The sequence below is a fragment of the Shimazuella soli genome (assembly GCF_022511585.1).
In the GTDB taxonomy this organism is placed as follows: Bacteria; Bacillota; Bacilli; order Thermoactinomycetales; family Thermoactinomycetaceae; genus Shimazuella; species Shimazuella soli.
In genome coordinates, this window is record NZ_JAKWBN010000002.1 from 208,064 (window position 1) to 230,275 (window position 22,212).

The window sequence follows — 22,212 nt, forward strand, 5'->3', positions numbered from 1 at the left end:
GACACTTTTTTACTCTACAAAGGAGCGGTGAGGACATGAATTTGCTTGAAAAAGCTATTTTGATTGCTGTGAAAGCACATGCAGGACAAATCGATAAGGGAGGACAGGCTTATATCCTCCATCCTTTAGCAGTGATGTCGCGTGTTTCTTCCACTGATGCAAAGATAGTAGCTGTACTTCATGATGTGATCGAAGATACACCCATCACCATGGAAATTTTGCAGAAAGAGGGCTTTCCAGTCCATATAAGGGAAGCTATTTTGGCAGTAACGAGGCAAGAAAAAGAAACATATGAAGCCTTTATTGAGCGAACTGCTCAAAATAGTTTAGCCGTAGAAGTAAAGTTAGCGGATTTAGAAGAGAATATGAACTTAGATCGCCTTCCACAAGTTACTTCAAAAGATAAAGAGCGTCTTGCCAAGTATCGTGAGGCATATAATCGCCTAAAAAGCTCGATTTAGCTGCCTATTGGTGGGATTTGCCTCGATGTCGTAGAATAGAAGGGAGAACAAGTGAGGGAGAAACACATGTTAAAAGATAAATTGAGTTTACTGCCAAATCAACCAGGTTGTTATCTGATGAAGAATAACCAAGGGGAAATCATATATGTGGGGAAGGCGAAGAACTTACGTAATCGGGTTCGTTCTTATTTTTCTGGTTCCCACGATGCGAAGACAACTCGACTAGTGATGGATATTGCTGATTTTGAATATATCGTAACATCAAGTGATCTTGAAGCATTGATACTTGAGTCCAATTTGATAAAAAAACATTATCCACATTACAACATCATGCTAAAAGATGATAAATCTTATCCATATATACAATTGACCAAAGAAAGACATCCTCGGCTGCTTGTTACACGAAAATTGGTCAAAGACGGCTCTAAATATTTTGGTCCTTATCCCAATGCTGGTGCCGCACAGCAGACGAAAAAGCTGCTCGATAAACTTTTTCCACTTCGGAAATGTACGACACTACCTAAACGTGTTTGTCTTTATTACCATTTGGGACAGTGTTTAGCACCTTGTGAATATGAAGTATCGGAAGAACAGTATGAGGAATGGACTCAGAAGATCACCCGTTTTCTAGGAGGAAATCATCCTGAATTAAAGAAAGAATTAAGTCAGCAAATGCATGAAGCTGCCGAGTCGCTACAATTTGAAAAAGCAAAAGAACTGCGTGATTTAATTAACGATATTGATACCTTAATGGAAAAGCAGCATGTTTCCCTTGCGGATCAAGTAGATCGAGATGTGTTTGGTTATTATGTGGAAAAAGGTTATCTGAGTGTCCAAGTATTTTTTATCCGGCAAGGAAAACTTTTGGAGAGAAATGTCTCTATTTCTCCGCATTTTCAAGAGCCGGAGGAAGATTTCCTCAGCTTTGTTGGGCAGTTTTACTACGATGCCCCTGCTTTGCCAAAAGAGATTGTCTTACCAAAAGGAATAGATGAAAACTTAGTATCTGGACTCATTCCAGAAGGGAAAATCGTGATTCCCCAAAGAGGCACCAAACGAAAATTAGTGGAAATGGCGACAGAGAATGCAAAGATTGCTCTTACAGAGCGGCTCCGTTTGATGGAACGGGATGAGAGTAAAACCACTTTATCGCTTACGCAGCTAGCTGATGCAATTGGGATGGACTTGCCTAAACGAATAGAAGCATTTGACAACTCCAATATTCAAGGAGCAGATCCGGTATCGGCGATGGTCGTATTCATCGATGGCAAACCAGCCAAAAAAGAATACAGAAAGTACAAAGTTCGTACCGTAGAAGGTCCTGATGATTACGAAACCATGCGAGAGGTTGTGAGACGTCGTTATACAAGAGTCTTAAAAGAAAACTTACCTCTGCCTGATCTGATTCTTATCGATGGTGGAAAAGGTCAGCTGGCAGCAGCCTTAGATGTATTGGAAAATGAACTAGGACTTGCTATTCCTGTTGGGGGCATGGCGAAAAACGAGAAACACCAAACGGCAACTCTAATTATGGGAGAGCCGCCTTTAGAAGTTCCATTGAAACGGGGAACGGATGGGTTTTACTTATTACAGCGCATTCAAGATGAAGTTCACCGTTTTGCCTTGTCCTTTCATCGGCAGACAAGAAGCAAGAGTTTTCTCCAGTCGAAGCTCGATGAGATTCCGGGAGTTGGGGAGAAACGCAAACAGCAGCTTTATAGGCATTTCGGTTCGATGGAAAAGATACAAGCAGCGAGTATCGAAGAATTACAAAAAGCAGGAATCCCAGTGAAGTTGGCGGAAACGATTAAACAGCACTTGGTGACAAAGGAGAGGTAAAAAGACAGCCCCCTCGATCTGCTCCTGATTGGAGCGAACCGAGGGGGATGGCACTTTGGCACTCAGGCCTCAGTGCCGGGCTTTACCTGGTTGTGGCCCTCTTGCTCGCGGTCTTCTTGGCTGCGGTGGTCCTCTTGGCCGGAGCCTTCGGAGCCGCAGTCCTCTTGGCCGGAGCCTTCGGAGCCGCGGTCCTCTTGGCCGGAGCCTTCGGAGCCGCGGTCCTCTTGGCCGGAGCCTTCGGAGCCGCGGTCCTCTTGGCCGGAGCCTTCGGAGCCGCGGTCCTCTTGGCCGGAGCCTTCGAAGCCGCGGTCTTCTTGGCTGCTGCCTTCTTGGCCGGAGTCGACTTCCAGACGATCTCGTTCTCGGGCAGATCCCTTGTTCCGTTGACAAACTCCTCCAGAAGCTTGCCGGGACGGAACTGAATCGTGATCGTCTCCGTCTGAGGGGTTCGAGTCACCACCTTTTCGATGGTGCCGAAACCTGTGACGGAGACCTCTTCGTCATCGACGAGTCCCCGAGCGATGCCTTCGAGTACGGCTTCGACTGAGATGGACGCATGCTGGCAACTACCCAGCCTGCCCGCGACGAACTCAACCAGATCAGCCTTGATCATTACGTTGCCCTTCTTTGCGGATGGGAACCGTTACAAGAAACACTGCCTTGGATGAAATGCTGTGAATCCTGCTTGCTTTTATTTTAACGGACTTTTTATAATTTGCAAATAAAATATGTGCGGAGTTAAATTTTGTTTTTATTTAATGATAGAAACACATAACATATGTAATTTACTCAATAAGTAGCAAATATTCTGCTGTTTTCTAAGCCTTAAAGCTATCCATTATGATTTAATATTATTAACTTGATGAGATATCGAGAGTTGGGAAGAAACAGCAGCTTTATCGGTATTTCGGATCGATGAAAAAGATACAAGCAGCGAGTAAAGAAGAATTACAAAAAGCAGGAATCCCAGTGAAGTTGGCGGAAACGATTAAACAGCACTTGGTAACAAAAAATCCGAATTAATGCGTAGTTTTTTAATAAAGAAGGGGTAAAAAGACAGCCCCCTCGATCTGCTCCTGATTAGAGCGAACCGAGGGGGATGGCACTTTGGCACTCAGGCCTCAGTGCCGAGACTTACTTGGTCGCCGTCCGCTTGGCCGGTGTCCTTGAAGCCGTGGTCTTCTTGGCCGCTGCCCTCTTGGCGGCGGTGTTCGAAGCCGTGGTCTTCTTGGCCGCTGCCCTCTTGGCGGCGGTGTTCGAAGCCGTGGTCTTCTTGGCTGCTGCCCTCTTGGCGGCGGTGTTCGAAGCCGTGGTCTTCTTGGCTGCCGCCTTCTTGACCGTGGAAGCGGTTCCGCCCGTGAGGCTGCCCTTGGGCGCCTTCCTGACGGAGATCTCGTCTTCGTGAGGAAGCTTCTTCGAGCCGCTGACGAGGTCCTTGAAGCCCTGTCCTGCCCTGAAGCGCGGGACAGAGGTCTTCTTGACTCGCACCCGCTCCCCCGTCTGGGGGTTGCGGGCGTAGCGGGCGGGCCGGTCGACCTTCTCGAAGGAACCGAAGCCGGTGACGCTGACGCGACCGCTGCCGGCGACAACTTCCCGGACGATGGCGTCCAAGACGTGGTCGACAGCGTAGGCCGCCTGCTGGCGACCGCCCACCTTGTCGGCGATGGCCTCGACGAGCTGTGCCTTGTTCATACTTGAACCCTTCTTGTGGGAACTGTTACAAGAAGCACAGTTACTCGATGGAGTGACTGTAAATCCTGCTTGCTTTTATTTTAACGAACTTTTTGTAATTTGCAAATAAGATTCTGTATGAAGTGATATAAACATTTTTATTTCGGGGGTAAAAATACATAAGAGATGTAATGAAAACAATCACCGATAAATGCTTTCTATTGTTTACTAGCCTTAAAGCTATCAATTATAATTAATATTATTAAGATTTTATGAGTAAAGGAGGGATTCTTATTATTCCTCAAACAAATTCCAAGCGTCCATCCGGCAGACCAAAGAGAAACACAAATAGTGAATTAAAAGATACAGAGAAACTCATTTTATTTCATAATTCGTTGTCCCAACAAGCATTTGCAAAAAAACAAGATGAGGCTGCACTTACACAGCTGAGTTTGACGGTAGTCTCTGTCTTTTCAGATGGAATTGCTTAAATCATATGTTTTTTGAAGGGGGAACGATAATGGCTAGAGGAGTGGTAATTGGGGGTGGGCTGTCCGGTCTGGTTTCAGCCGCTATCCTATCTGCCCGCGGACATGATGTAGTACTGCTCGAAAAGCAGCCAAAACTTGGTGGAAAAATCCAAGAGTTACAGCTAGATGGTTATCATTTTGACTTTGAACCTTCGATGATTACAATGCCTTGGATTTTGGAGAGAGTTTTTCGGGAAGCAGGAAAAACAATTGATCCAAAACTTCGTTTTATTCCATTAGCTGTAAACAGTCGAAATTTTTTTGAAAGTGGAACAATCATCGATCTTACATCAGATCCGGACTATATGATGGAGCAGATGAGAGAGTTTTCTTCTGAAAATAGACAAGGGTTTATTGACTATTTGATGGAATCTGCGAGGTTGTATGAAATTGCAGATGCGAAATTTTTCGAGAATCCTAACATTAATTGGTCTGATTTTCTTTCTTTTCCTTGGTTAAAATCATTTTTATCCGTGTACCCGCATCTGACAATGGATGCTTTTCATAGAAGATTTTTTGATGATCCACGTCTATTGGCAATGATGAATCGCTATGCAACTTATGTTGGCTCTTCCCCTTACCGTGCACCGGCAGCTTTAGGTTTTTTTGCTTATTTGGAACTGGTACAAGGGGTTTACTATGTAGAAGGCGGCAACTATCGTTTAGTAGAAGCTTTTGAACGATTGGCATCGGAAGTAAATGTTCATATCTTTCATGAAACACCCGTACAACAAATTACAGTGAAAGATGATTTTCGTTTTGAAGTAAAAACGGAAAAATATTTGTGGGATGCTGATTTTGTCATTTCTAGTGTGGATTCTGTTACATTACGAAATTTGATGAAAGCAAATCGGCAAGAAACCAAGGTGAATTTGGAGCAGAGTTCTTCTGGCTTTTTGTGTTTGCTCGGAGTAGATAAGAAATATAAACATTTGCACCATCACAACTATTTCTATCCACTTGATCATAGTCGTCAATATGTAGATATTTTTGAACAAAAAGAGTGGTCATTAACCCCTGCCTTACATGTTGCTTTTTCAGGGCATTCGGAATCGTCACGTGCAAATCAAGGGAGTAACCTTGCGGTTTATGTCAATGTACCACCTTACGATAAAAATCATCGTCTGCATCAAGCATCTTACTATGATTCCTATCGAGACTTTATTGTTCATTGGTTAGAATCAAAGTTAGGCTTGGTAGATTTGGGGAAATCGATCGTGACCCAGAAGGTATATGGACCAAGAGAATTAGAGGCTATGATTGGTACAAAACATGCTGTCATCGATCGAGTAAATGCAAGTAGTTTTTTTCAACCAAATATAAAAGATAAAAGTGTTGAAGGGCTTTATTATACAGACAGTAGTACGCATATCGGCGGAAGTATTGTGATGTCTGTGATAAATGCACTAAATACGATCCCATTGGTTGAAGAGGACCTCGCCAAGAAAGATAAAAAATGGTCTACTTTGTTGGAATACTAAAAGACAACCAAGAAGAGCAGGTAGAATAAACAAACCTGCTCTTCTTGGTTATTAAAACGTTTCTGCTACTTTAGCTGCTTTTTCCAATCCTTGCTGAATAATTTCTTCTTTGCGATCCGGATATTGGTTATGTCCTTCTGTGATGACAGTTGTGATATCCGTAACACCAAACAGTTGCAAGTTCGAAAGAACTAGGTTAACCGCCATTTCGGAAGCAGCTCTTTCTCCAGAGTAATCTCCGCCTCGTGCATTTAAGATGACAACTTTTTTACCTGTTGCAAGACCGATTGCTCCTTCGGGAGTAAAGCGGAATGTCGATCCAGCTCTATTTAAATAATCAAAATAAGTATGCAGTACACCTGGAACGGTTTGATTCCACAATGGGAAAGCAAAAACGATTTTTTCAGCAGCCAAAAATTGATTTAAATATTTGTCCGCTGTTTCTACAGCAGTTTGTTCTTCAGGGGTTAATTCATGTCCTTGAATTGCTTTAAAAATACCAGTGAGCATTACATTATCATAATAAGGAAGATGCTCCTCAAATAAATCTAGTTCAATGAATTCATCATTTGGATGATGTTCACGATAGCTTTTTACGAATGCATCATACATTTTTACACTGACTGCTTGATCACTAGGGCGATTGTTTGCTTTTATAAATAATGTTTTTGACATGATATTTCTCCTTAGAGGGTTTATTTATTGTTTTTAGTCAATCTTTCATATTGCATATAGAATAATTTTAGTAAGATGTCTATGTCTTTCTCGCTGTTAATATAAAAACTTACCCAACCCGAATTTGGGTATATATGATGTGGCTCAGCTAATTTGGATTCGATGAGTTCATCTCGAATTTTTTTAGGAAAAGGGAGATCTGCAAGTTTCTCCCCGTGAATGTGACCGAGTTCTTTGGATTGATAACGAAATTCTACCCCGCCAAACCGATGACTCTGTTCATTCACGCCTTCTAAAGCAAGTAACTTTTCGCGAAGTGTTTGGAGAATCATGAGATTATCCCCTTTATTCAGATTTACGCCCGAATTTGTTTGTACTTTTCATTGACGATATCCCAATTGATGACTTGGAAAAAGGCAGCAACATAATCGGGTCTTTTGTTTTGATAACGCAAGTAATAGGCATGTTCCCAAACGTCTAATCCCAATATTACTTGTTTTCCTGTCATCAACGGGTTGTCTTGGTTAGGTGTATGTACAATCTCCAAACCGTTTTCATCTGCTACTAACCATACCCACCCAGATCCGAATCGACCAAGGGCCGCTTTGGTAAATTCATTTTGAAAAGCATCGAAGTTGGTAAATTGATCATCGATTGCTTTTGCAATTTCATGGACAGGATGTTTCGAGCCGCCAGGGGTGAGGATTTCCCAGAATAAACTATGATTGTAATGTCCTCCACCATTGTTTTGGACAGCGGTTTGAATGGAAACAGGCAGTTCATTGATATTTTGCAATAGTTCTTCTAATGATTTATCTGCCAATTCTGGATGAGCTGCGATTGCTTCGTTTAACTTATCTACATAGGTTTGATGGTGTTTTCCATGATGAATGAGCATTGTTTCTTTATCGATATGAGGTTCAAGAGCTTCAGGTGAGAATGGTAGTGCAGGTAAAGTAAAATGGGACATAGTCTATCTCTCCTTATTTTTTATACTTTTTAAACCAATAAGTATAAAAAGTGATATATTGATATTTAACCTCAAAGGCAGAAAAAAGGCAATAGATTTTTAAAAATTTTTTTTCACCTTCTTTTCGCTTGTACACAAAAATAATCCAATAAGGTTGTATATATTTTATACTTTATGGTATAAAAAGTGTATCCCCATATCTCTGCATGTGAGAAAGCAGGTGAAAAAATGCTGCATATGAATGCTACTACGAGACAGATCTTAGAGCTCATAAAACGCCATAACGAAGTTTGTGTTAACTTTCTTTCTGATGAACTGAGCATCACACATATGGCTGTTCGAAAGCATTTAAATAAATTAGAAAAAGATCAATTGATTACCACCTTTCAAAACAAACAATCGGTGGGTAGGCCCGTTACTCTATACCGCTTGACAAAAGCAGGAAAAGCATTATTCCCTCAAAATTATGGAACACTGTCCGTTGAATTTTTAGAAGATATAGAGATGTTAGATGGAAAACAAAAAGTGGATATGCTTTTTCAGAGACGAAAAGAAAAGTTAAAACAAAAATACACAGAACGGATAGCATCCAAATCTACCTTTATAGAGAAGGTAGCAGAATTAAAAAGGATTCAATCGGAAAATGGCTACATGGTGGAAAGTGAAGAAATCAATGACGGGGAAATTGAGTTCATTGAGTATAACTGTCCGATCTTTGAAGTAGCCAATAAATATAAAAAAGCATGTGATTGCGAACTTTCTTTATTTAAAGAAGTGTTGGGAGTAGATTCGATTGAGCGAACTACGTGCATGTCTGATGGAGATCATAAGTGCCGGTATGTAATGAAATCCCATAAGTCTTAAATAACTCCTTGTTTCAATGAAGCAACGGGTTATTTTTTTTTGTATATTATGGTATTCTTTAATAAGGCATAGTGATTGTTATGGAAATGATAGTAATTCCCATTTGAAAAATATATTGTCATTCTAGTAAATCATATGCTAGAATAAATAAAATTTCACATTTATACCTGTGTAGTAGAGGTTGCGATAAAGAAAAGTACTCATACAGAGGATTTGGGTCCTATGAAGGATGAGGAAAGGTTTTGTCGCCGAAGTCGATTATCCGCCCATAAAGGATAAACGATTGGGGTCGTGGTCAAATAGATGCGACACTGTCACAAGAATTTTTCTTGTGGAGTACTATCTCACAGAGAGAAGTCGCTAATAGACGACAGCTTGTGTTTCTCTCTGCTGTGGTCTTTTTATTTTGTCAAGGAAACTTGCCGATGTGTCTGTCTTTCAAGGCGAGGCAGAGGCTTAGTTGCACTTATGCAGAGAAGATAAAATTTATGGTTCTTATCTGCTAAAAAAAGGGAGAGACATACTGTTGAAGATTATCGTAATGAAGTTTGGCGGAACTTCGGTAGGAAGCACAGAGAGAATCCGCGAAGTCGCCAAAAGAGTCGAGGAAAAAGTTCAAGCAGGATATAAATGCGTTGTTGTACTATCAGCAATGGGAAAAACAACAGATACATTAATTGATATGGCTAAGGAGTTAAATCCACATCCTTCCCCGCGAGAGTTAGATATGCTGTTGGCAACAGGGGAACAAATCAGTATTTCGCTATTGAGTGTTGCACTTCATCAGCTAAATTTAGAAGCCCGTTCCTTTACTGGCTGGCAAGCTGGTATTGTAACAGACGCGGTACATGGCAAAGCGATAGTAAGTCAAGTAAAATCAGAAAAATTGCTTTCTTCTTTGAAAAGAGGAGAAATTGCTGTAGTAGCAGGATTTCAAGGTGTAACAGATCAAGGTGAGATTACCACACTTGGCAGAGGTGGATCAGATACAACAGCTGTAACGCTTGCTGCTGCATTAAGCGCGGAATACTGTGAAATATATACAGATGTTACAGGTGTTTACACTGCTGATCCAAGAGTTGTCGGTCAAGCGCAAAAAATAGATGAAATTTCTTATGAGGAGATGCTGGAATTAGCCCGTTTGGGAGCTGGTGTATTGCACCCTCGCTCAGTTGAATGTGCATTGACTCATAAAGTAAATTTAGTTGTGCGTTCCAGTTTTGAAAAAGTACCAGGAACATGGATAAAGGAGCAAGATCAAATGGAAGAAAGTTTACAAGTCAGAGGTATAGCCCATGATCTGGATGTGGCAAGGATAAAGTTATTAGGTTTACCAAACAAGCCAGACATTCTAGCGCAGCTTTTCACTGCGTTAGCAGATGCCCACATCAATGTGGATATTATTGTGCAAAGTGAGCACCAAACGGATCAGATTGATGTTGCCTTTAGTATCTCCGAAGATGAAGGAGAAGCAGCTAAAAAAGTATTACGAGAAAAACAAAATATCCTTGGATTTCAAGATATGTTGTTTGAAGGCGGTCTAGCAAAAGTATCTGCTGTTGGAGTTGGGATGATGACTCGCCCAGGAGTAGCAGCCAATATGTTCGCTTGTCTGAGTGAAGCAAATATCGCAGTAAAAATGGTATCTACGTCAGAGATCAAGTTATCTTGTGTCATAGATCGTGACAGAGCGATTGAAGCAGCGAATCGTTTGCATGATTATTTTGGACTAGGTGCGGATGCTAAAGTTTCCGTATAAAGGAAATTCACTTGCGAATCGTTTTGAATAGATGGACAAAAACGTGGATTTGCTTGGCAAATTTGTTCGGTGTACTTTGGTACAAACTGAGCGAGAGTCGAAAAATATCTATCCAATTGATGGTTTTTTAACAAGGGGAACTTAAGCGGAAAGTTCCCTTTTTTGCATTGGAATGAGATGGGAAAATATCCTTTCACATGTTGATAGTTCAATCCCTTTTTTGTAAAAGGTGGTTTAATATGAGCTTGTGGCTCAAGAGGGATATAATCATGAACATTTACAACGCGAATATTTTCTTTAATTCTACGGTCATAAGTCATCGCAAAAACGGGATCACCCACACGCGGTGAACCGAATGTGTATACCTTCGGATTTCGGAAGGGAGTATGTTTGGAGATATCGAGTGCAGCTATTGTTGCAATCGCCCCACCCAAACTATATCCAGTAACATATAAGCTTCTTTTCTCGTGTTTATCAAATGCACATAAAGTAGAGAGGATCGAAGAACGTAAACAACTGTATAAGTAAGTGAAACCTTCATGGGTTTTACCCGCATGGGAGATAAAAGGGTATTTTGTCTGATATAAATTTAGATCAATAGAAAGATCAAAAGCTCGAATACTGGTACCTTTAAAGACGAGAATGAGATTGTTTTTACTTTCCAAGAGATAACCAAATGCCTCATACCCATACTTTTTTGGAAGGCAAAATACACGTACCAGATGGTATCCTAATTTTTTAGGAACGATAAAGCGAAGGCGTTTATATAGGTTTCTCGCTTGGCCGCAACAGGCAAGCATAAAAAGCGCATTTTTCACAATGTGTTTATTTGGACCACATCCCATCTTCTCTCCCCCCAAAAGAACTGCTTTAATCATCTTATGCAGAAGAGAAAACAATGGTTTTCCTATTTGTTAGCTAGATACGGAATTTGTAACATAACGAATTACTTTGATCTATTTTTCTATATATTATGGCAATGAGGTGCTCGTTTATTTCTGTTGATGACACATGGATTCATAGTAGAAGAACCTAACAGTAATAAGAAAAAACGCGATATAGCATCGCGTTTTATTATATCAACGAAAATTCCGGAAAAATGCAGCAACATCATCAAGCCAAACATCTGGAATTTCTAATACTGCATAATGCCCACCTTGATCGTAATCCGTCCAGCGAACAATATGATTCGCTTGTTCCGCATACTTACGGATAGCGACATCATCTTTGAAATTAGCTACGGCAGTAGGTACTCCAGCGTTTTCTTTTGGGGCCCAAGCGTTTGGATCATGGGCATTTTCATAATAAAGACGGATGGAAGACGCAGCAGTTCCCGTAAACCAATAGATTAAGAAGTTTGTTAAAAATAGATCTCTATCAACAGCATGAACAGATTCCCCAAACCCTGTAAACAACTCACTTATCCAAGAAAGCAGACCTGCTGGAGAGTCAGAGATACCAAAAGCTAATGCTTGTGGACGATGGGAATGGATGAAATTAAATCCAAATTGCTCAGACATAAATTTTTGAAGTCGTTGTAGTCTTCCTTTTTCCATTTCAGAAAGAGTTTCCATATCAGAAGGGTCAATTGGCCCCATTGGGATGAAACCCATCGTAGCAGCATTGACGTGAAGACCTATCACTTTTTCCGGTGCTAAACGAGCGAGTTCTGGACCGATAATTGCCCCTGCATCTGCTCCTTGTACTCCATATTTTTCGTATCCCAATCGTTCCATTAGTTCGATAAATGCATTTGCAATTCGCCCGTTATTCCAACCAGCTTCTCGGATTGGGACAGAGAATCCAAAACCAGGCAAGGAAGGGATGACTAAATGAAAAGCATCTGATGCATTCCGCCCATGAGCAACTGGATTGGTAAGTGGTTCGATCACTTTTAAGAATTCCACAAACGAACCTGGCCAACCGTGTATAAGGAGGAGAGGAATTGCATTTTTTTCTGTTGATCGGATATGTAAGAAATGTATATTTTGACCATCGATTTCTGTTGTGTATTGAGGGTATTGGTTGATCTGAGTTTCATATTTTCGCCAGTCGTATTCTGTTAACAAATGTTCGACATTTTTTTTGACAAATTCAAGTGTAGGACCAGCATTCCAGTTGTCATTTTCCCATTCACCTGGCCAAATGGTTTTGCCTAGCCTCTCGTTTAGTTCCTGCAATTTGGAAGAAGAAATTTGAATTTTAAATGGTTTTATTTGCATAATGCTAACCTCTTTTCGTTAATGTCTTGTTGTTATACCTATTTTACAACAAGGAACCTGACAATTCGTGTCAGTGAAAAAGAGGAAAATGAAAAAGAACCAGCAAATCGAAAGCTGGTTCCCTTTTATTATTTGCTATTTTTCCAAGGTTCTTTGCCTTGCAGTTCTCTTGGAAAAATTATCTTGCTGTCCCGAACTTCTAAAACAACAAACTCCGATAGAGTATCTATAATAGATATCCGCGGATAAGTAAGGTGGTGCTTACCAACATATTGGTAAGCTTCTGTATCTGATTTGAGTTCCTCTTCTTCCGCTCGTTCTCCGTTTTCGGTGTAACAAAAACCTGTATAAATGGTCAGTCCCTCCTTAACTTAAATATCTACTAATCTATTTTGAAGTTGGATCGTAGTGATGTATTGCTTAACTTGTTCGCTAGATAAAACTTCTACTGCTTCCAGACTTGGTTTTAATGCTTCGTGAACAGGAGTACAAAAAGTAATATCCCAAGAACGGTCTCCTAATGTATTTTCTCCTAAAATCACCACGGGGACCCCATTTAATTTAGGGATGTGATGGAGTGTGCCTTCGCCAAATAGCCAATTTGCTGGCATTACTGCTGAAGGTATTTTACCTTCGCCATTTAGAGCATGGAAGTCGTAAAATCCAAACAAGGCATGATCATGTATCTGTTCTTCTGTGTCCGAAAGGGCTCCGCCTTTTGCAAGATGAATCGCTTTTTCGTTTCGATGGAAAGTTGCAAAAGCTGGATGGGTAGCGAATTGAGTAAGATACAAATCCTGTAGTAATGTAAAGAAATGAAAATTGTTTTGGATCATATCTGCTTTGATTTTCAAACCTGTTTCACTTTGCGGATGGAGGATGATCATTTCGTAATCATCGACACTATACAAAACTTGTTTTAGATAATAAAGATTATCCACTTCATCTTCTAACTGGATCACTTGATGGATCAAAGGAGTATTTGTTCGGATACTTTGTCTTGCTTCTTTTAACCGGCATACAGAGGTCATCGTTGCCAAAACAACATAGGAAGAAGTAATACTTGCCTTCAAAGCATCAGAATCATAGGAAAAAAAGAAATCTAATTCCTTCGGTGATAAAGTACCACCTTCCCATTCTTCTTGCTCAGCTAAAGATAGGAAAGATTCTGTTGCTGTTAAATGATTTTCTAATTGTTGGATGATGTGATCAACGACAATTTTAGGGTTTCCGCCAAATTCAATGAGACTTCCGCAAATCAGGCAAGTAAGTCCTTTTTTATACATATCTAAATCCAGCGGCATTACCATTGCAATACTAGTGAGTATTTCGTCTAAACTATCTCGGTTATCAACAGCATAACGAAGCAATTGTTTAATCTCAGGTTCTTGAAAAGCTGTCTGATCTTGTTTTAAATCTTGGCTATTTGTGATTGGTTTATGTAAAAAATCAATATAATCTTGTATAACCTTTTGCAGGGTCATATACACACTCCTAGATGTAAGAAAACAGGTATTTTGCTGTGGGAATCTCTTTGTAGGTGGCAAGTTCGTTCCATTGTACGATGAGATTTGTATTTTGTGAAGGACTTGTTCTAACAAGTTTTTGTATGTTCTTTGGTGATTTTAAGTCCTTTTTCATTTGAAGTGTTTTATTTTCGTTTAAAAAGTGTGTGTTTATAGTGGCTTTCATCACTATTTTAAAAATGTAAATAAGTGGGGGGATTAATTTATATGATAGATAAAAAAGAATCCGTTCCAATAGGAACGAATTCTAAAAAAGTTTAGCTTATTTTGTGGATCATTTTTTGACTCAATGAGTCGATTGTATTTGCACCTACCCCAAACATAGCGAGTTTTAATTCTAATTCCACTTGTGACATTTTTTCCACTAGCTTGGTTGGGTCGTTAACTGCATCACGGAGTAAGAATCGCCCGAATCCTGCTAAATTAGCACCTAGTGCAATGGATTTTGCTGCATCTACTCCATTTTGTAAGCCTCCACTAGCTATGAGCGTTTCACTTGGATTTTTTTCTCGGATATCGTGGATACATTCAGCAGTTGGAATGCCCCAATCGAGGAAAGCTTTTGCAGCTTTTTTTAGCATAGGAGTCGAACGGAAACTTTCTACTTGACTCCAAGAGGTTCCTCCTGCACCAGCGACATCAATAAAATGTACGCCGCAATCATACAGTTTTCTTGCTAGTGTCCCATGGATTCCCCAACCCACTTCTTTTACTCCAACAGGTGTATTCAACCCGGTGCATATCTTTTCTATTTTTTTAAGCAGTCCTGAAAAGTTTGTATCCCCATCAGGTTGAAATGCTTCTTGCATGGAGTTCAGATGAAGGATCAACCCATCTGCTTCTGCAATCTCCACGATTTGCCTGCAATGCTCTACACCCATTCCTTTGTTCAATTGAACGGCTCCTAAGTTTACTAGAATAGGTATATCAGGGGCATAAGGACGCATCTGAAAAGTAGAATGAGTTTCTGGGTTTTCAATGGCAACACGCATAGACCCAAGAGCTAATGTCCAACCTCGCTCTTGGGCAGCAGTTGCTAAAACACGGTTAATATCTCCGGTAGCTTGTGTTCCGCCAGTCATGGAACTAATCAAAAAGGGTGTAGCAATGTTGCGGCTTAAAAAACGAGTGTTAAGAGAGATAGAATCAAAGTCAATATCTGGTAGTGCTTCATGTACGAGGCGATACTTTTCAAAGCCAGTCGTTATCCCTTGTCCTGACACGTTTTCATTTAAAACTATCTGTACATGCTCCGCTTTGCGCTGCTTGGTGTCATTTTGCGGTGTCATTCGCCGTCCATCTCTCCTCGTTATTCTAATATATGTTGTCTATGTTTCCTCACCTTGGTTGATCATGTGATAAGCAGTCATCACCAGTCTGTCCCACATCTCTGCCCGGATTTTCTCCTCGATGCCGACTTCCTCTAATGCTGCTGACATACAAGCTAACCAAGCCTTTGCCGTCTCGGGATAAATGGGGAAGGGTAAGTGTCTAGCTCTTAAACGGGGATGGCCCCTTTTTTCAGTATAGAGGGGAGGTCCGCCAAAAAATTGACTGAGAAAGAGGTACTGTTTCTCCATCGTTTCCGTGAGATCTTCCGGAAATAAATGTTTTAACTCAGGATGTTTTTGAACACGAGGGTAAAAAGCCTGTACGATTTTCCGGATCGTTTTTTCTCCTCCTATTTTTTCATAAACAGATTGCATTTCGTTGTTCCCTCTCTAATTATCTATCGCTCGTAACGGATTTATTTGGTTCCTCAAGTCCTATAATCTTCAAAATTTCCCGCATGTCTTCTATCCAATAGGTAGGTTGATGATTTTTCACATCTTCGACATGTAAACTCCAAGCTACACCGACAGAATCAATCTCAGCGCGCTCAGCTGCTAAAATATCATATCGGCTATCTCCGACCATGAGCGTTTCAGAGGGAGTGACATGTAATTGATCCATCGCGAGTAGCAGCATATCCGGATGTGGTTTATTTCGCTCCGCTTCATCTGCACAAATAATAATTTTCATCCATTTATCTATGCCAAAACGTCTCAAACCTTGTTCTACAGCAGCACGGCGTTTATTGGAAATAACACCCATCGTAATTCCGTTTTGATATAGTTTTTCTAAACAGTAAAGCACATGAGGAAATTCTTCTACCAAACGGTCATGTTCTGTTTCATTGAAAAGACGATATGTTTTTACCATCTCCTCTGCTTGGTTAGGATCAAAAAAGTACATCTGATCCGGTAGAGGCTCTCCCATGATCGGCATGACATCGTCTCTTGTGAATTTATTGGGGCAGTGGATATCAAAGGTATGTTCAAAAGAAGCTAAAATAAGTTCATTTGTGTTGATTAGTGTTCCATCTAAATCAAATAGTATGGTGGAATATTTCATGTAAGATCACCTCTTTCTAATGGTACTACAAATATGATGTGGTTTTAAGATTACTTTGATACAATTACTCATTTTATCACTTGCATTTATTTATGGAGGATAAATAGGGAAAGTATTAGTTGGGCAGAGGAGGTAGGCTAGGGATTTTCTAAGATAGTTGTATGGGATTTCTCCATTGCCTTGTCTAGAGATAGATAAGAAATTCAGCTGAGTTGAAAAGCCTTGATTTATAAGGTTTTTTGGTCGACAAGCAACTCAACGTTACAAAAGAATCGTTTTGCGAACTTAAGTTGTACATATGTTCGCTTTCTTGGGTGAATAAAAAGAGGGAAAATCCCTCTTTACTCTTGGATTAAACTGCCAGGGAACAACTTTTCATATGCCCGTTTGGTAAGCATTCGCTTTCCTAAGATGCAGTAGTTGACGAACTAAAGGCGGAAAGGGAAAAAAGCAACAGTAACTGCATAAATGATTAATATAAATAGGGAATGATATTTTAGAAATCAAACATTATACAAAAACTTATTCAATTTTTGACAGACCACTTTCGTATAAAATGGCTTTGCCAAGAAGTTATTTGTATATGGCAGTGGTTTTTTTATGTGAAAACGTGAGCATTTTTCATTTTTAGATGGAGACAAATTAGCTTTGTTACTATCACCAAGAAGCCAATTTTTTGAAGAAGAAGCAGCAACCAATTTTCCAAGAATAGTATCTTTTCGATGATGAACTGGAAAGTTATATTTTTTCAAACAGAAGAACAAAAAGAAGAGAACAAAGAAAAATAGAAGTGGTTTCTACGATTTCCATATGATTGTGAAAGGCTAGGTTTCCCAGTGCAATTTAGACTCTTAGAGCCTGTTGCATTATTCGTCTCAAAAGCACAGATGTGCACCTCAGACAAGGGACAAGTCTCGCTAGGTCGCTGTGCTCCTAGTCTCGCTTTGTGTGGGTGGAGCGTCCTTTGTGTTTTTTCAACAACAGACGTGGAAAACACACACATCCCGGGGTTCCCCGAAAAGTAATACTTTTTGGGGTGGATCAGCGACCTTATCCAGTGTTCAAATCTATTTATGCAACAACCTCTCTTAAAGAAAAAAGCTATGAACGAATGTCACAAAGCCACACCCTTCTCCGTCTTAGTTTATAAAAGACAAAAAAGCGAAGGAAGGTATAGAGGATGAATCAGTTTGATGTGGCAGTCATTGGTGGAGGTATGGCTGGTTTGGTGGCAGCAATTGACTTGGCCCAAGCAGGTAAGTCCGTTGTCCTGTTGGAAAAGGCCGGCCAATTTGGTGGTCGAGCGGTATCTGCCAAGAAAAACGGGGCTATTTTCGATCTTGGCGGTCATGCATTAATCAGGGGAGGGGCGACAGAAGAAATTTTCCAAGATTTAGGTATAAAAATGGAAGGGGGATCTCCCACTCCAGGCGGATCGATTCTATGGAACAAAAAGATAACTTCTTTTCTAAAATTTATTTTCACCCAAAACTTAAGCTGGTCTGCTAAGGTGGAGTTAATAAAGTTTTTTTCCAAGTTTGGAAAAATTGACGCCGATTCCGTGCCAGCAATCAGTCTTCGAAATTGGATTGAACAAGAACTTCGCGATCCGATGGTTCGTCATATCATTTATGCTCTGTTCAGAGTAGCATCATTCGTACAAGCTCCTGATCACCAATTGGCTGGTCCCATCATACATCAATTAGCACGCTCCTTAAAAAAGAATAACATTGTCTTCATTCAGGATGGCTGGCAAACCCTTGTTGATCAGCTATACGAAAAAGCAGTTTATGCAGGCGTCTCTATGATGACGGGAAAAAACGTAACGGAAATCGAACATGATGAAGCCGTTCGGAAAATAAAGTTTGCTGATGGACAAGAGATGGACATCACACATGTGATTTCCACCACCCCACCTTCAGTAACCTCCCGGATCTTGGGAGATACGGGAAGTAAATCGGTTTTACGTTGGAAAGAACAGGCTCGTGCTATTAAAGCGGCAAATTTAACTCTTAGTTTAAAGAAGATTCCAGTACCAAATAACATTCAGGTTATAGGTGTGGATCAACCCATATACTTCTTAAATCAATCGAAATTCACTCGATTAAGTGAAGATGGCACTTCGGTGGTGCAAATTATCAAATATAATGGCACTGGTAGAACAGATCCAAAAGCGGACGAGCGATTCCTCGAACAGATGATGGACTTGATCCAACCGGGCTGGCAGAAGGAAGTCGTCGCTAGGCAGTATCTCCCAAAAATAGTTGTAGCCTACGACTATATGCACCTAGACAGGGAAGATCGGTTTCCCGGTCCAGCTGTACCCGAAATCGCAGGGCTTTACGTGGCGGGAGAATGGGCCACCCATGGAGAAATGTTGTCAGATGCTGCGACGGCAAGCGGAAGACGTGCAGCTCGGTGTGTGTTAAAGGATATGGAAACAGGCCGTAAAAATGAGCAAAAACGCATTTTGATATAAATAACAGGAAGAAAGCGGGAGGCTAACATCTTGGAAAACTTAAAAACAGAACAATTCTATACCGAATACAAACCACTATTATTCTCCCTTGCTTACCGTATGTTGGGCAGTGTCGTGGATGCAGAAGATATTGTCCAAGAAGCTTTTTTAACCTTATACAAATCTGGTGGTTTTGACTACATTCAAAATATGAAAGCATACCTGTGTAAAATCGTAACGAACCGGTGCCTCGATCTGCTTCGTTCTACGAGAAAACAGCGGGAAGACTATTTCGGGACTTGGCTGCCTGAACCGCTCGTGGCAACAGCAAATGAGATAACAGATCCGATGCAATCCTACTTACAAAAGGAATTGGTATCCACCGCTTACTTGCTGTTGTTGCAGCAATTATCTTATGTGGAACGAGCCGTTTTCCTGCTGCGCGAAGTGATGCAGTACGATTATGAAGAAATTGCTGACATCGTTGGCAAGAGCAGTGTGAACTGCCGGCAAATATTTCATCGAGCGAAACGCAGTCTTCATGTAAAAAATGATCCGGATCAAATGGACCACATAGATCAAGAGAAAGCCACCAACTTGGTGGAGCAATTCATGCATGCTCTTGCTTCTGGGGATGCAGTCCAGATCATGAAATTCCTATCGGTTGACGCGGTACTCATGACAGATGGGGGTGGCAAAGTAAAGACAATACCACAACCACTTCATGGGCACATACGAATTGCCCGCTCTATGACGGGTTATTGGAAAATGTTACCGAGAAACTTAACTTACCGTATCACCATGGTAAATGGCCTTCCTGGAATCGTCGTATATATGGATGAAAAAACATTGACTGTCATTTCATTCCATATCCTCGATGACCACATCGCTCATCTCTATTTTGCTGTAAATCCGGATAAATTGAGACATATATATTAAGTAAATGATTTCATATATTTGATAAGTTGATTAAACGACGTATATCAGCTGTTCTACGTTTAGATTTTCATAGAAAAAAGTTAGTAATAGAATGTCACAAAACCACACTCTTCCTCGTCTTAGTTTATGAAAGGTAAAACAGCGAAGGAAGGAATAGAGGATGAAACAATTTGATGTGGCAATCATTGGTGGAGGCATTGCAGGTTTGGTAGCAGCAATTGACTTGGCTCAGGCAGGTAAGTCTGTTGTGCTCTTGGAGAAGGCCAGTCAACTTGGTGGTCGGGCAATATCTGCCAAGAAAAACGGGGCTATTTTCGATCTTGGCGGTCATGCCACAATCAGGGGAGGGGCAATGGATGAAATCTTTCAAGATTTAGGTTTAAGAATAGATGGGGGATCTCCCTCGGCTAATATATCGTTTCTCTGGAACAATAAAGTATCCCATATATTTAGATTTATTTTCTCTCGAAACCTGAGCTGGTTAGGTAAGAAGGAGTTTATGAAGTTTTATAATGCATTGACAAAAATCGATGCCGATTCCGTGCCAGCTATTAGTTTACAGAGTTGGATAGAACAAGAAATTAGCGATCCGATGGCTCGTCGAATTGCTTATGCCATGTTCCGGACAAGTTCGTACTCACACGCTCCAGATCACCAAATGGCTGGCCCCGCCATACGTACTGTAGCACGCACTACGAAAAAGAGCAGCATTGTCTATGTAAAGGATGGCTGGCAAACCTTGGTTGATCAGCTTTACGAAAAAGCAGCTCGGTCAGGTGTCTCCATAATGACAGGAAAAAACGTAACGGAAATCGAGCATGATGGAGTCGTTCGGAAAATAAAGTTTGCTGATGGCCAAGAGATGGACATCATGTATGTGATTTCTGCCACCCCGCCCGCAGTAACCTCCCGACTCTTGGGAGATGCGGGAAGTAAGTCAATTTTACGTTGGGTGGAACAATCTCGTGTCATTAAGGCAGCAAGTTTGACTCTTAGTTTGAAGAGGCTTTCCGCACCAGATCATTTTGCGGTTTTGGGTTTGGATCAACCCGTGTATTTCGTGAATCAATCGAAATTTACTCGACTAAGTGAAGATGGCACTTCAGTAGTGAACATTGTTAAATATAATGGCACTGGTGGAACAGACCCAAAAGCGGACGAACGATTTCTCGAGCAGATGATGGACTTGATCCAACCAGGCTGGCAGAAGGAAGTCGTCGCTAGACAATACCTTCCCAATATGGTTGCAGCCTATGACTATATGCACCTAGGCAGGGAAGATCGATTTCCGGGTCCGGCTGTACCCGAAATTGCAGGGCTTTACGTGGCGGGAGAGTGGGCCACCCATGGAGAAAATTTGGCAGATGCTGCGGCGGCAAGCGGAAGACGTGCGGCACGGTGCGTGTTAGAAGAAATGGAGCAGATCGTAAGGGTGGTTGGAAATCCATTTAGGTATGAGTAATAGGAAGAAAGCGAGTGGCTACATCTTGGAAAACATAAAAACAGAACAATTCTATACCGAATACAAACCACTATTATTCTCCCTTGCTTACCGTATGCTGGGCAGTGTCGTGGATGCAGAAGATATTGTTCAAGAAGCTTTTTTAACCTTATACAAATCGGGTTCTGACCATATTCAAAATATGAAAGCATATCTGTGCAAAATCGTAACGAACCAGTGCCTCGAACTGCTTCGTTCTACAAGAAAACATCGGGAAAACTACATCGGGACTTGGCTGCCTGAACCACTCGTGACAACAGCAAGTGAGGAAATGGATCCGATACAGTCCTACTTACAGAAGGAGTCAGTATCTACTGCTTATTTGCTGTTGTTGCAACAATTAACTTATGTGGAACGAGCCGTTTTCCTGCTGCGCGAGGTGATGCAGTACGATTATGAAGAAATTGCTGACATCGTTGGCAAGAGCAGTGTGAACTGCCGGCAAATATTTCATCGAGCGAAACGCAGTCTTCATGGAAAAGATAATCCGAATCATGTGGATCACTTAGATCAGGAGCAAACCACTAACTTGGTGGAACAATTCATGCGTGCTCTTGCTTCTGGTGACGCGGCTAGGATCATGAAATTCTTATCGGCTGATGCAGTACTGATCACAGATGGGGGTGGCAAAGTAAAGGCACAACTGCAGCCTCTTCTTGGGCATATACGAATTTCCGATTTGGCATCGAACTTTTTGAAAAAACTGTCTGGAAACTTAACTTACCGTATCAAGATGGTAAATGGCCTGCCTGGAATCGTGTTATATATGGATGGGAAAACATTGACTGTCATTTCATTCCAGATTTTTGATGGACACATTGCTAATCTTTACTTTGTTATAAACCCAGATAAATTGACACATGTGTTTTAGAGAAATGGTTTCACATATTTGATAAATTGTTTACATCTATGTATATCCGCG

General features: G+C 41.0%; 21 protein-coding genes and 1 riboswitch. Of the genes, 10 read left to right on the forward strand and 11 right to left on the reverse strand.

The genetic code is table 11. The annotated features are described in order from the left end of the window. Positions 1-35: 35 nt before the first annotated feature. Both MK805_RS05975 and uvrC read left to right on the forward strand, forming a co-directional pair. The gene (locus MK805_RS05975; RefSeq protein ID WP_240874683.1) at positions 36-461 is read left to right on the forward strand and encodes a GTP pyrophosphokinase; all 426 of its coding nucleotides are present in this window, start codon (positions 36-38) and stop codon (positions 459-461) included. Positions 462-527: 66 nt separating this feature from the next. Next, on the forward strand, positions 528-2,300 hold the full coding sequence (gene uvrC, locus MK805_RS05980; protein ID WP_240874684.1) for an excinuclease ABC subunit UvrC: 1,773 nt from the start codon (positions 528-530) through the stop codon (positions 2,298-2,300). An 82-nt stretch (positions 2,301-2,382) separates the two neighbouring features. Here uvrC and MK805_RS05985 read toward each other — a convergent pair whose 3' ends face one another. Further along, entirely contained in the window at positions 2,383-2,913 is a 531-nt protein-coding gene (locus MK805_RS05985; protein WP_240874685.1) for an HU family DNA-binding protein, read from the reverse strand. Between the two features lie 521 nt (positions 2,914-3,434). Beyond that, positions 3,435-3,992, reverse strand: a complete 558-nt coding sequence (locus MK805_RS05990) for an HU family DNA-binding protein (protein ID WP_240874686.1) — start codon at positions 3,990-3,992, stop codon at positions 3,435-3,437. A gap of 251 nt (positions 3,993-4,243) precedes the next feature. On the opposite strand from MK805_RS05990, the gene MK805_RS05995 reads away from it, so the two are divergent. Both MK805_RS05995 and MK805_RS06000 read left to right on the forward strand, forming a co-directional pair. Beyond that, positions 4,244-4,462 (forward strand): hypothetical protein, encoded by a 219-nt coding sequence (locus MK805_RS05995; protein ID WP_240874687.1) that lies wholly within the window; start codon positions 4,244-4,246, stop codon positions 4,460-4,462. Positions 4,463-4,491: 29 nt separating this feature from the next. Beyond that, positions 4,492-5,982, forward strand: coding sequence for a phytoene desaturase family protein (locus MK805_RS06000; RefSeq protein ID WP_240874688.1), 1,491 nt, complete (start codon positions 4,492-4,494; stop codon positions 5,980-5,982). Positions 5,983-6,033: 51 nt separating this feature from the next. On the opposite strand, the gene MK805_RS06005 is transcribed toward MK805_RS06000, so the two are convergent. Genes MK805_RS06005 through MK805_RS06015 form a run of 3 tightly spaced genes read right to left on the reverse strand, consistent with a single transcriptional unit; the run spans position 6,034 to position 7,627 of the window. Beyond that, on the reverse strand, positions 6,034-6,657 hold the full coding sequence (locus MK805_RS06005; RefSeq protein WP_240874689.1) for an FMN-dependent NADH-azoreductase: 624 nt from the start codon (positions 6,655-6,657) through the stop codon (positions 6,034-6,036). 20 nt (positions 6,658-6,677) lie between these two features. Next, positions 6,678-6,989, reverse strand: a complete 312-nt coding sequence (locus MK805_RS06010) for a luciferase domain-containing protein (protein WP_240874690.1) — start codon at positions 6,987-6,989, stop codon at positions 6,678-6,680. A 23-nt stretch (positions 6,990-7,012) separates the two neighbouring features. Continuing rightward, positions 7,013-7,627, reverse strand: a complete 615-nt coding sequence (locus tag MK805_RS06015) for a superoxide dismutase (RefSeq protein ID WP_240874691.1) — start codon at positions 7,625-7,627, stop codon at positions 7,013-7,015. A gap of 228 nt (positions 7,628-7,855) precedes the next feature. On the opposite strand from MK805_RS06015, the gene MK805_RS06020 reads away from it, so the two are divergent. Both MK805_RS06020 and MK805_RS06025 read left to right on the forward strand, forming a co-directional pair. Next, complete coding sequence (locus MK805_RS06020; protein WP_240874692.1) at positions 7,856-8,491, forward strand: helix-turn-helix transcriptional regulator; 636 nt, start codon at positions 7,856-7,858, stop codon at positions 8,489-8,491. Positions 8,492-8,658: 167 nt separating this feature from the next. Further along, a riboswitch (Lysine riboswitch) is annotated at positions 8,659-8,841 on the forward strand. Between the two features lie 176 nt (positions 8,842-9,017). Then, positions 9,018-10,250 (forward strand): aspartate kinase, encoded by a 1,233-nt coding sequence (locus MK805_RS06025; RefSeq protein ID WP_240874693.1) that lies wholly within the window; start codon positions 9,018-9,020, stop codon positions 10,248-10,250. On the opposite strand, the gene MK805_RS06030 is transcribed toward MK805_RS06025, so the two are convergent. The 6 genes from MK805_RS06030 to ppaX form a co-directional block, all read right to left on the reverse strand. Next, entirely contained in the window at positions 10,211-11,128 is a 918-nt protein-coding gene (locus tag MK805_RS06030; RefSeq protein ID WP_240874694.1) for a lipase family protein, read from the reverse strand. The genes MK805_RS06025 and MK805_RS06030 overlap by 40 nt on opposite strands. A gap of 201 nt (positions 11,129-11,329) precedes the next feature. After that, positions 11,330-12,472: an epoxide hydrolase family protein gene (locus MK805_RS06035; protein WP_240874695.1), complete on the reverse strand. Its 1,143-nt coding sequence runs from the start codon at positions 12,470-12,472 to the stop codon at positions 11,330-11,332. Between the two features lie 371 nt (positions 12,473-12,843). After that, positions 12,844-13,956, reverse strand: coding sequence for a hypothetical protein (locus MK805_RS06040; RefSeq protein WP_240874696.1), 1,113 nt, complete (start codon positions 13,954-13,956; stop codon positions 12,844-12,846). A 299-nt stretch (positions 13,957-14,255) separates the two neighbouring features. Further along, positions 14,256-15,287 carry a type 2 isopentenyl-diphosphate Delta-isomerase gene (fni, locus tag MK805_RS06045; RefSeq protein WP_240874697.1) on the reverse strand — a complete coding sequence of 344 codons (1,032 nt, stop codon included), beginning with the start codon at positions 15,285-15,287 and terminating at the stop codon, positions 14,256-14,258. A 39-nt stretch (positions 15,288-15,326) separates the two neighbouring features. Then, on the reverse strand, positions 15,327-15,704 hold the full coding sequence (locus tag MK805_RS06050; protein ID WP_240874698.1) for a globin domain-containing protein: 378 nt from the start codon (positions 15,702-15,704) through the stop codon (positions 15,327-15,329). 19 nt (positions 15,705-15,723) lie between these two features. Continuing rightward, entirely contained in the window at positions 15,724-16,392 is a 669-nt protein-coding gene (gene ppaX, locus MK805_RS06055; RefSeq protein WP_240874699.1) for a pyrophosphatase PpaX, read from the reverse strand. A gap of 1,180 nt (positions 16,393-17,572) precedes the next feature. Here ppaX and MK805_RS06060 point away from each other — a divergent pair. The 4 genes from MK805_RS06060 to MK805_RS06075 all read left to right on the forward strand — a co-directional run bounded on the left by MK805_RS06060 (position 17,573) and on the right by MK805_RS06075 (position 22,161). Next, complete coding sequence (locus MK805_RS06060) at positions 17,573-18,871, forward strand: phytoene desaturase family protein (protein ID WP_240874700.1); 1,299 nt, start codon at positions 17,573-17,575, stop codon at positions 18,869-18,871. A gap of 30 nt (positions 18,872-18,901) precedes the next feature. After that, positions 18,902-19,789, forward strand: a complete 888-nt coding sequence (locus tag MK805_RS06065) for an RNA polymerase sigma-70 factor (protein ID WP_255724524.1) — start codon at positions 18,902-18,904, stop codon at positions 19,787-19,789. Positions 19,790-19,964: 175 nt separating this feature from the next. Further along, a complete protein-coding gene (locus MK805_RS06070) occupies positions 19,965-21,251 on the forward strand; it encodes a phytoene desaturase family protein (RefSeq protein ID WP_240874701.1) in 1,287 nt (428 codons plus the stop codon). A 25-nt stretch (positions 21,252-21,276) separates the two neighbouring features. Continuing rightward, positions 21,277-22,161, forward strand: coding sequence for an RNA polymerase sigma-70 factor (locus MK805_RS06075; RefSeq protein ID WP_255724526.1), 885 nt, complete (start codon positions 21,277-21,279; stop codon positions 22,159-22,161). Positions 22,162-22,212 lie beyond the last annotated feature (51 nt).

Excerpts from the sequence above, each read along its gene's own strand:
- MK805_RS05995 (WP_240874687.1), top strand. The coding sequence starts at position 4,244 with ATGAGTAAAGGAGGGATTCTTATTATTCCTCAAACAAATTCCAAGCGT.
- MK805_RS06020 (WP_240874692.1), top strand. The coding sequence starts at position 7,856 with ATGCTGCATATGAATGCTACTACGAGACAGATCTTAGAGCTCATAAAA.
- MK805_RS06010 (WP_240874690.1), bottom strand. The coding sequence starts at position 6,989 with ATGATTCTCCAAACACTTCGCGAAAAGTTACTTGCTTTAGAAGGCGTG.
- MK805_RS06050 (WP_240874698.1), bottom strand. The coding sequence starts at position 15,704 with ATGCAATCTGTTTATGAAAAAATAGGAGGAGAAAAAACGATCCGGAAA.
- MK805_RS05985 (WP_240874685.1), bottom strand. The coding sequence starts at position 2,913 with ATGATCAAGGCTGATCTGGTTGAGTTCGTCGCGGGCAGGCTGGGTAGT.
- MK805_RS06040 (WP_240874696.1), bottom strand. The coding sequence starts at position 13,956 with ATGACCCTGCAAAAGGTTATACAAGATTATATTGATTTTTTACATAAA.
- MK805_RS06060 (WP_240874700.1), top strand. The coding sequence starts at position 17,573 with ATGAATCAGTTTGATGTGGCAGTCATTGGTGGAGGTATGGCTGGTTTG.
- MK805_RS06035 (WP_240874695.1), bottom strand. The coding sequence starts at position 12,472 with ATGCAAATAAAACCATTTAAAATTCAAATTTCTTCTTCCAAATTGCAG.
- ppaX (WP_240874699.1), bottom strand. The coding sequence starts at position 16,392 with ATGAAATATTCCACCATACTATTTGATTTAGATGGAACACTAATCAAC.
- MK805_RS06015 (WP_240874691.1), bottom strand. The coding sequence starts at position 7,627 with ATGTCCCATTTTACTTTACCTGCACTACCATTCTCACCTGAAGCTCTT.
- MK805_RS06030 (WP_240874694.1), bottom strand. The coding sequence starts at position 11,128 with ATGATTAAAGCAGTTCTTTTGGGGGGAGAGAAGATGGGATGTGGTCCA.
- MK805_RS05975 (WP_240874683.1), top strand. The coding sequence starts at position 36 with ATGAATTTGCTTGAAAAAGCTATTTTGATTGCTGTGAAAGCACATGCA.
- MK805_RS06005 (WP_240874689.1), bottom strand. The coding sequence starts at position 6,657 with ATGTCAAAAACATTATTTATAAAAGCAAACAATCGCCCTAGTGATCAA.
- fni (WP_240874697.1), bottom strand. The coding sequence starts at position 15,287 with ATGACACCGCAAAATGACACCAAGCAGCGCAAAGCGGAGCATGTACAG.
- MK805_RS06000 (WP_240874688.1), top strand. The coding sequence starts at position 4,492 with ATGGCTAGAGGAGTGGTAATTGGGGGTGGGCTGTCCGGTCTGGTTTCA.
- MK805_RS05990 (WP_240874686.1), bottom strand. The coding sequence starts at position 3,992 with ATGAACAAGGCACAGCTCGTCGAGGCCATCGCCGACAAGGTGGGCGGT.
- uvrC (WP_240874684.1), top strand. The coding sequence starts at position 528 with ATGTTAAAAGATAAATTGAGTTTACTGCCAAATCAACCAGGTTGTTAT.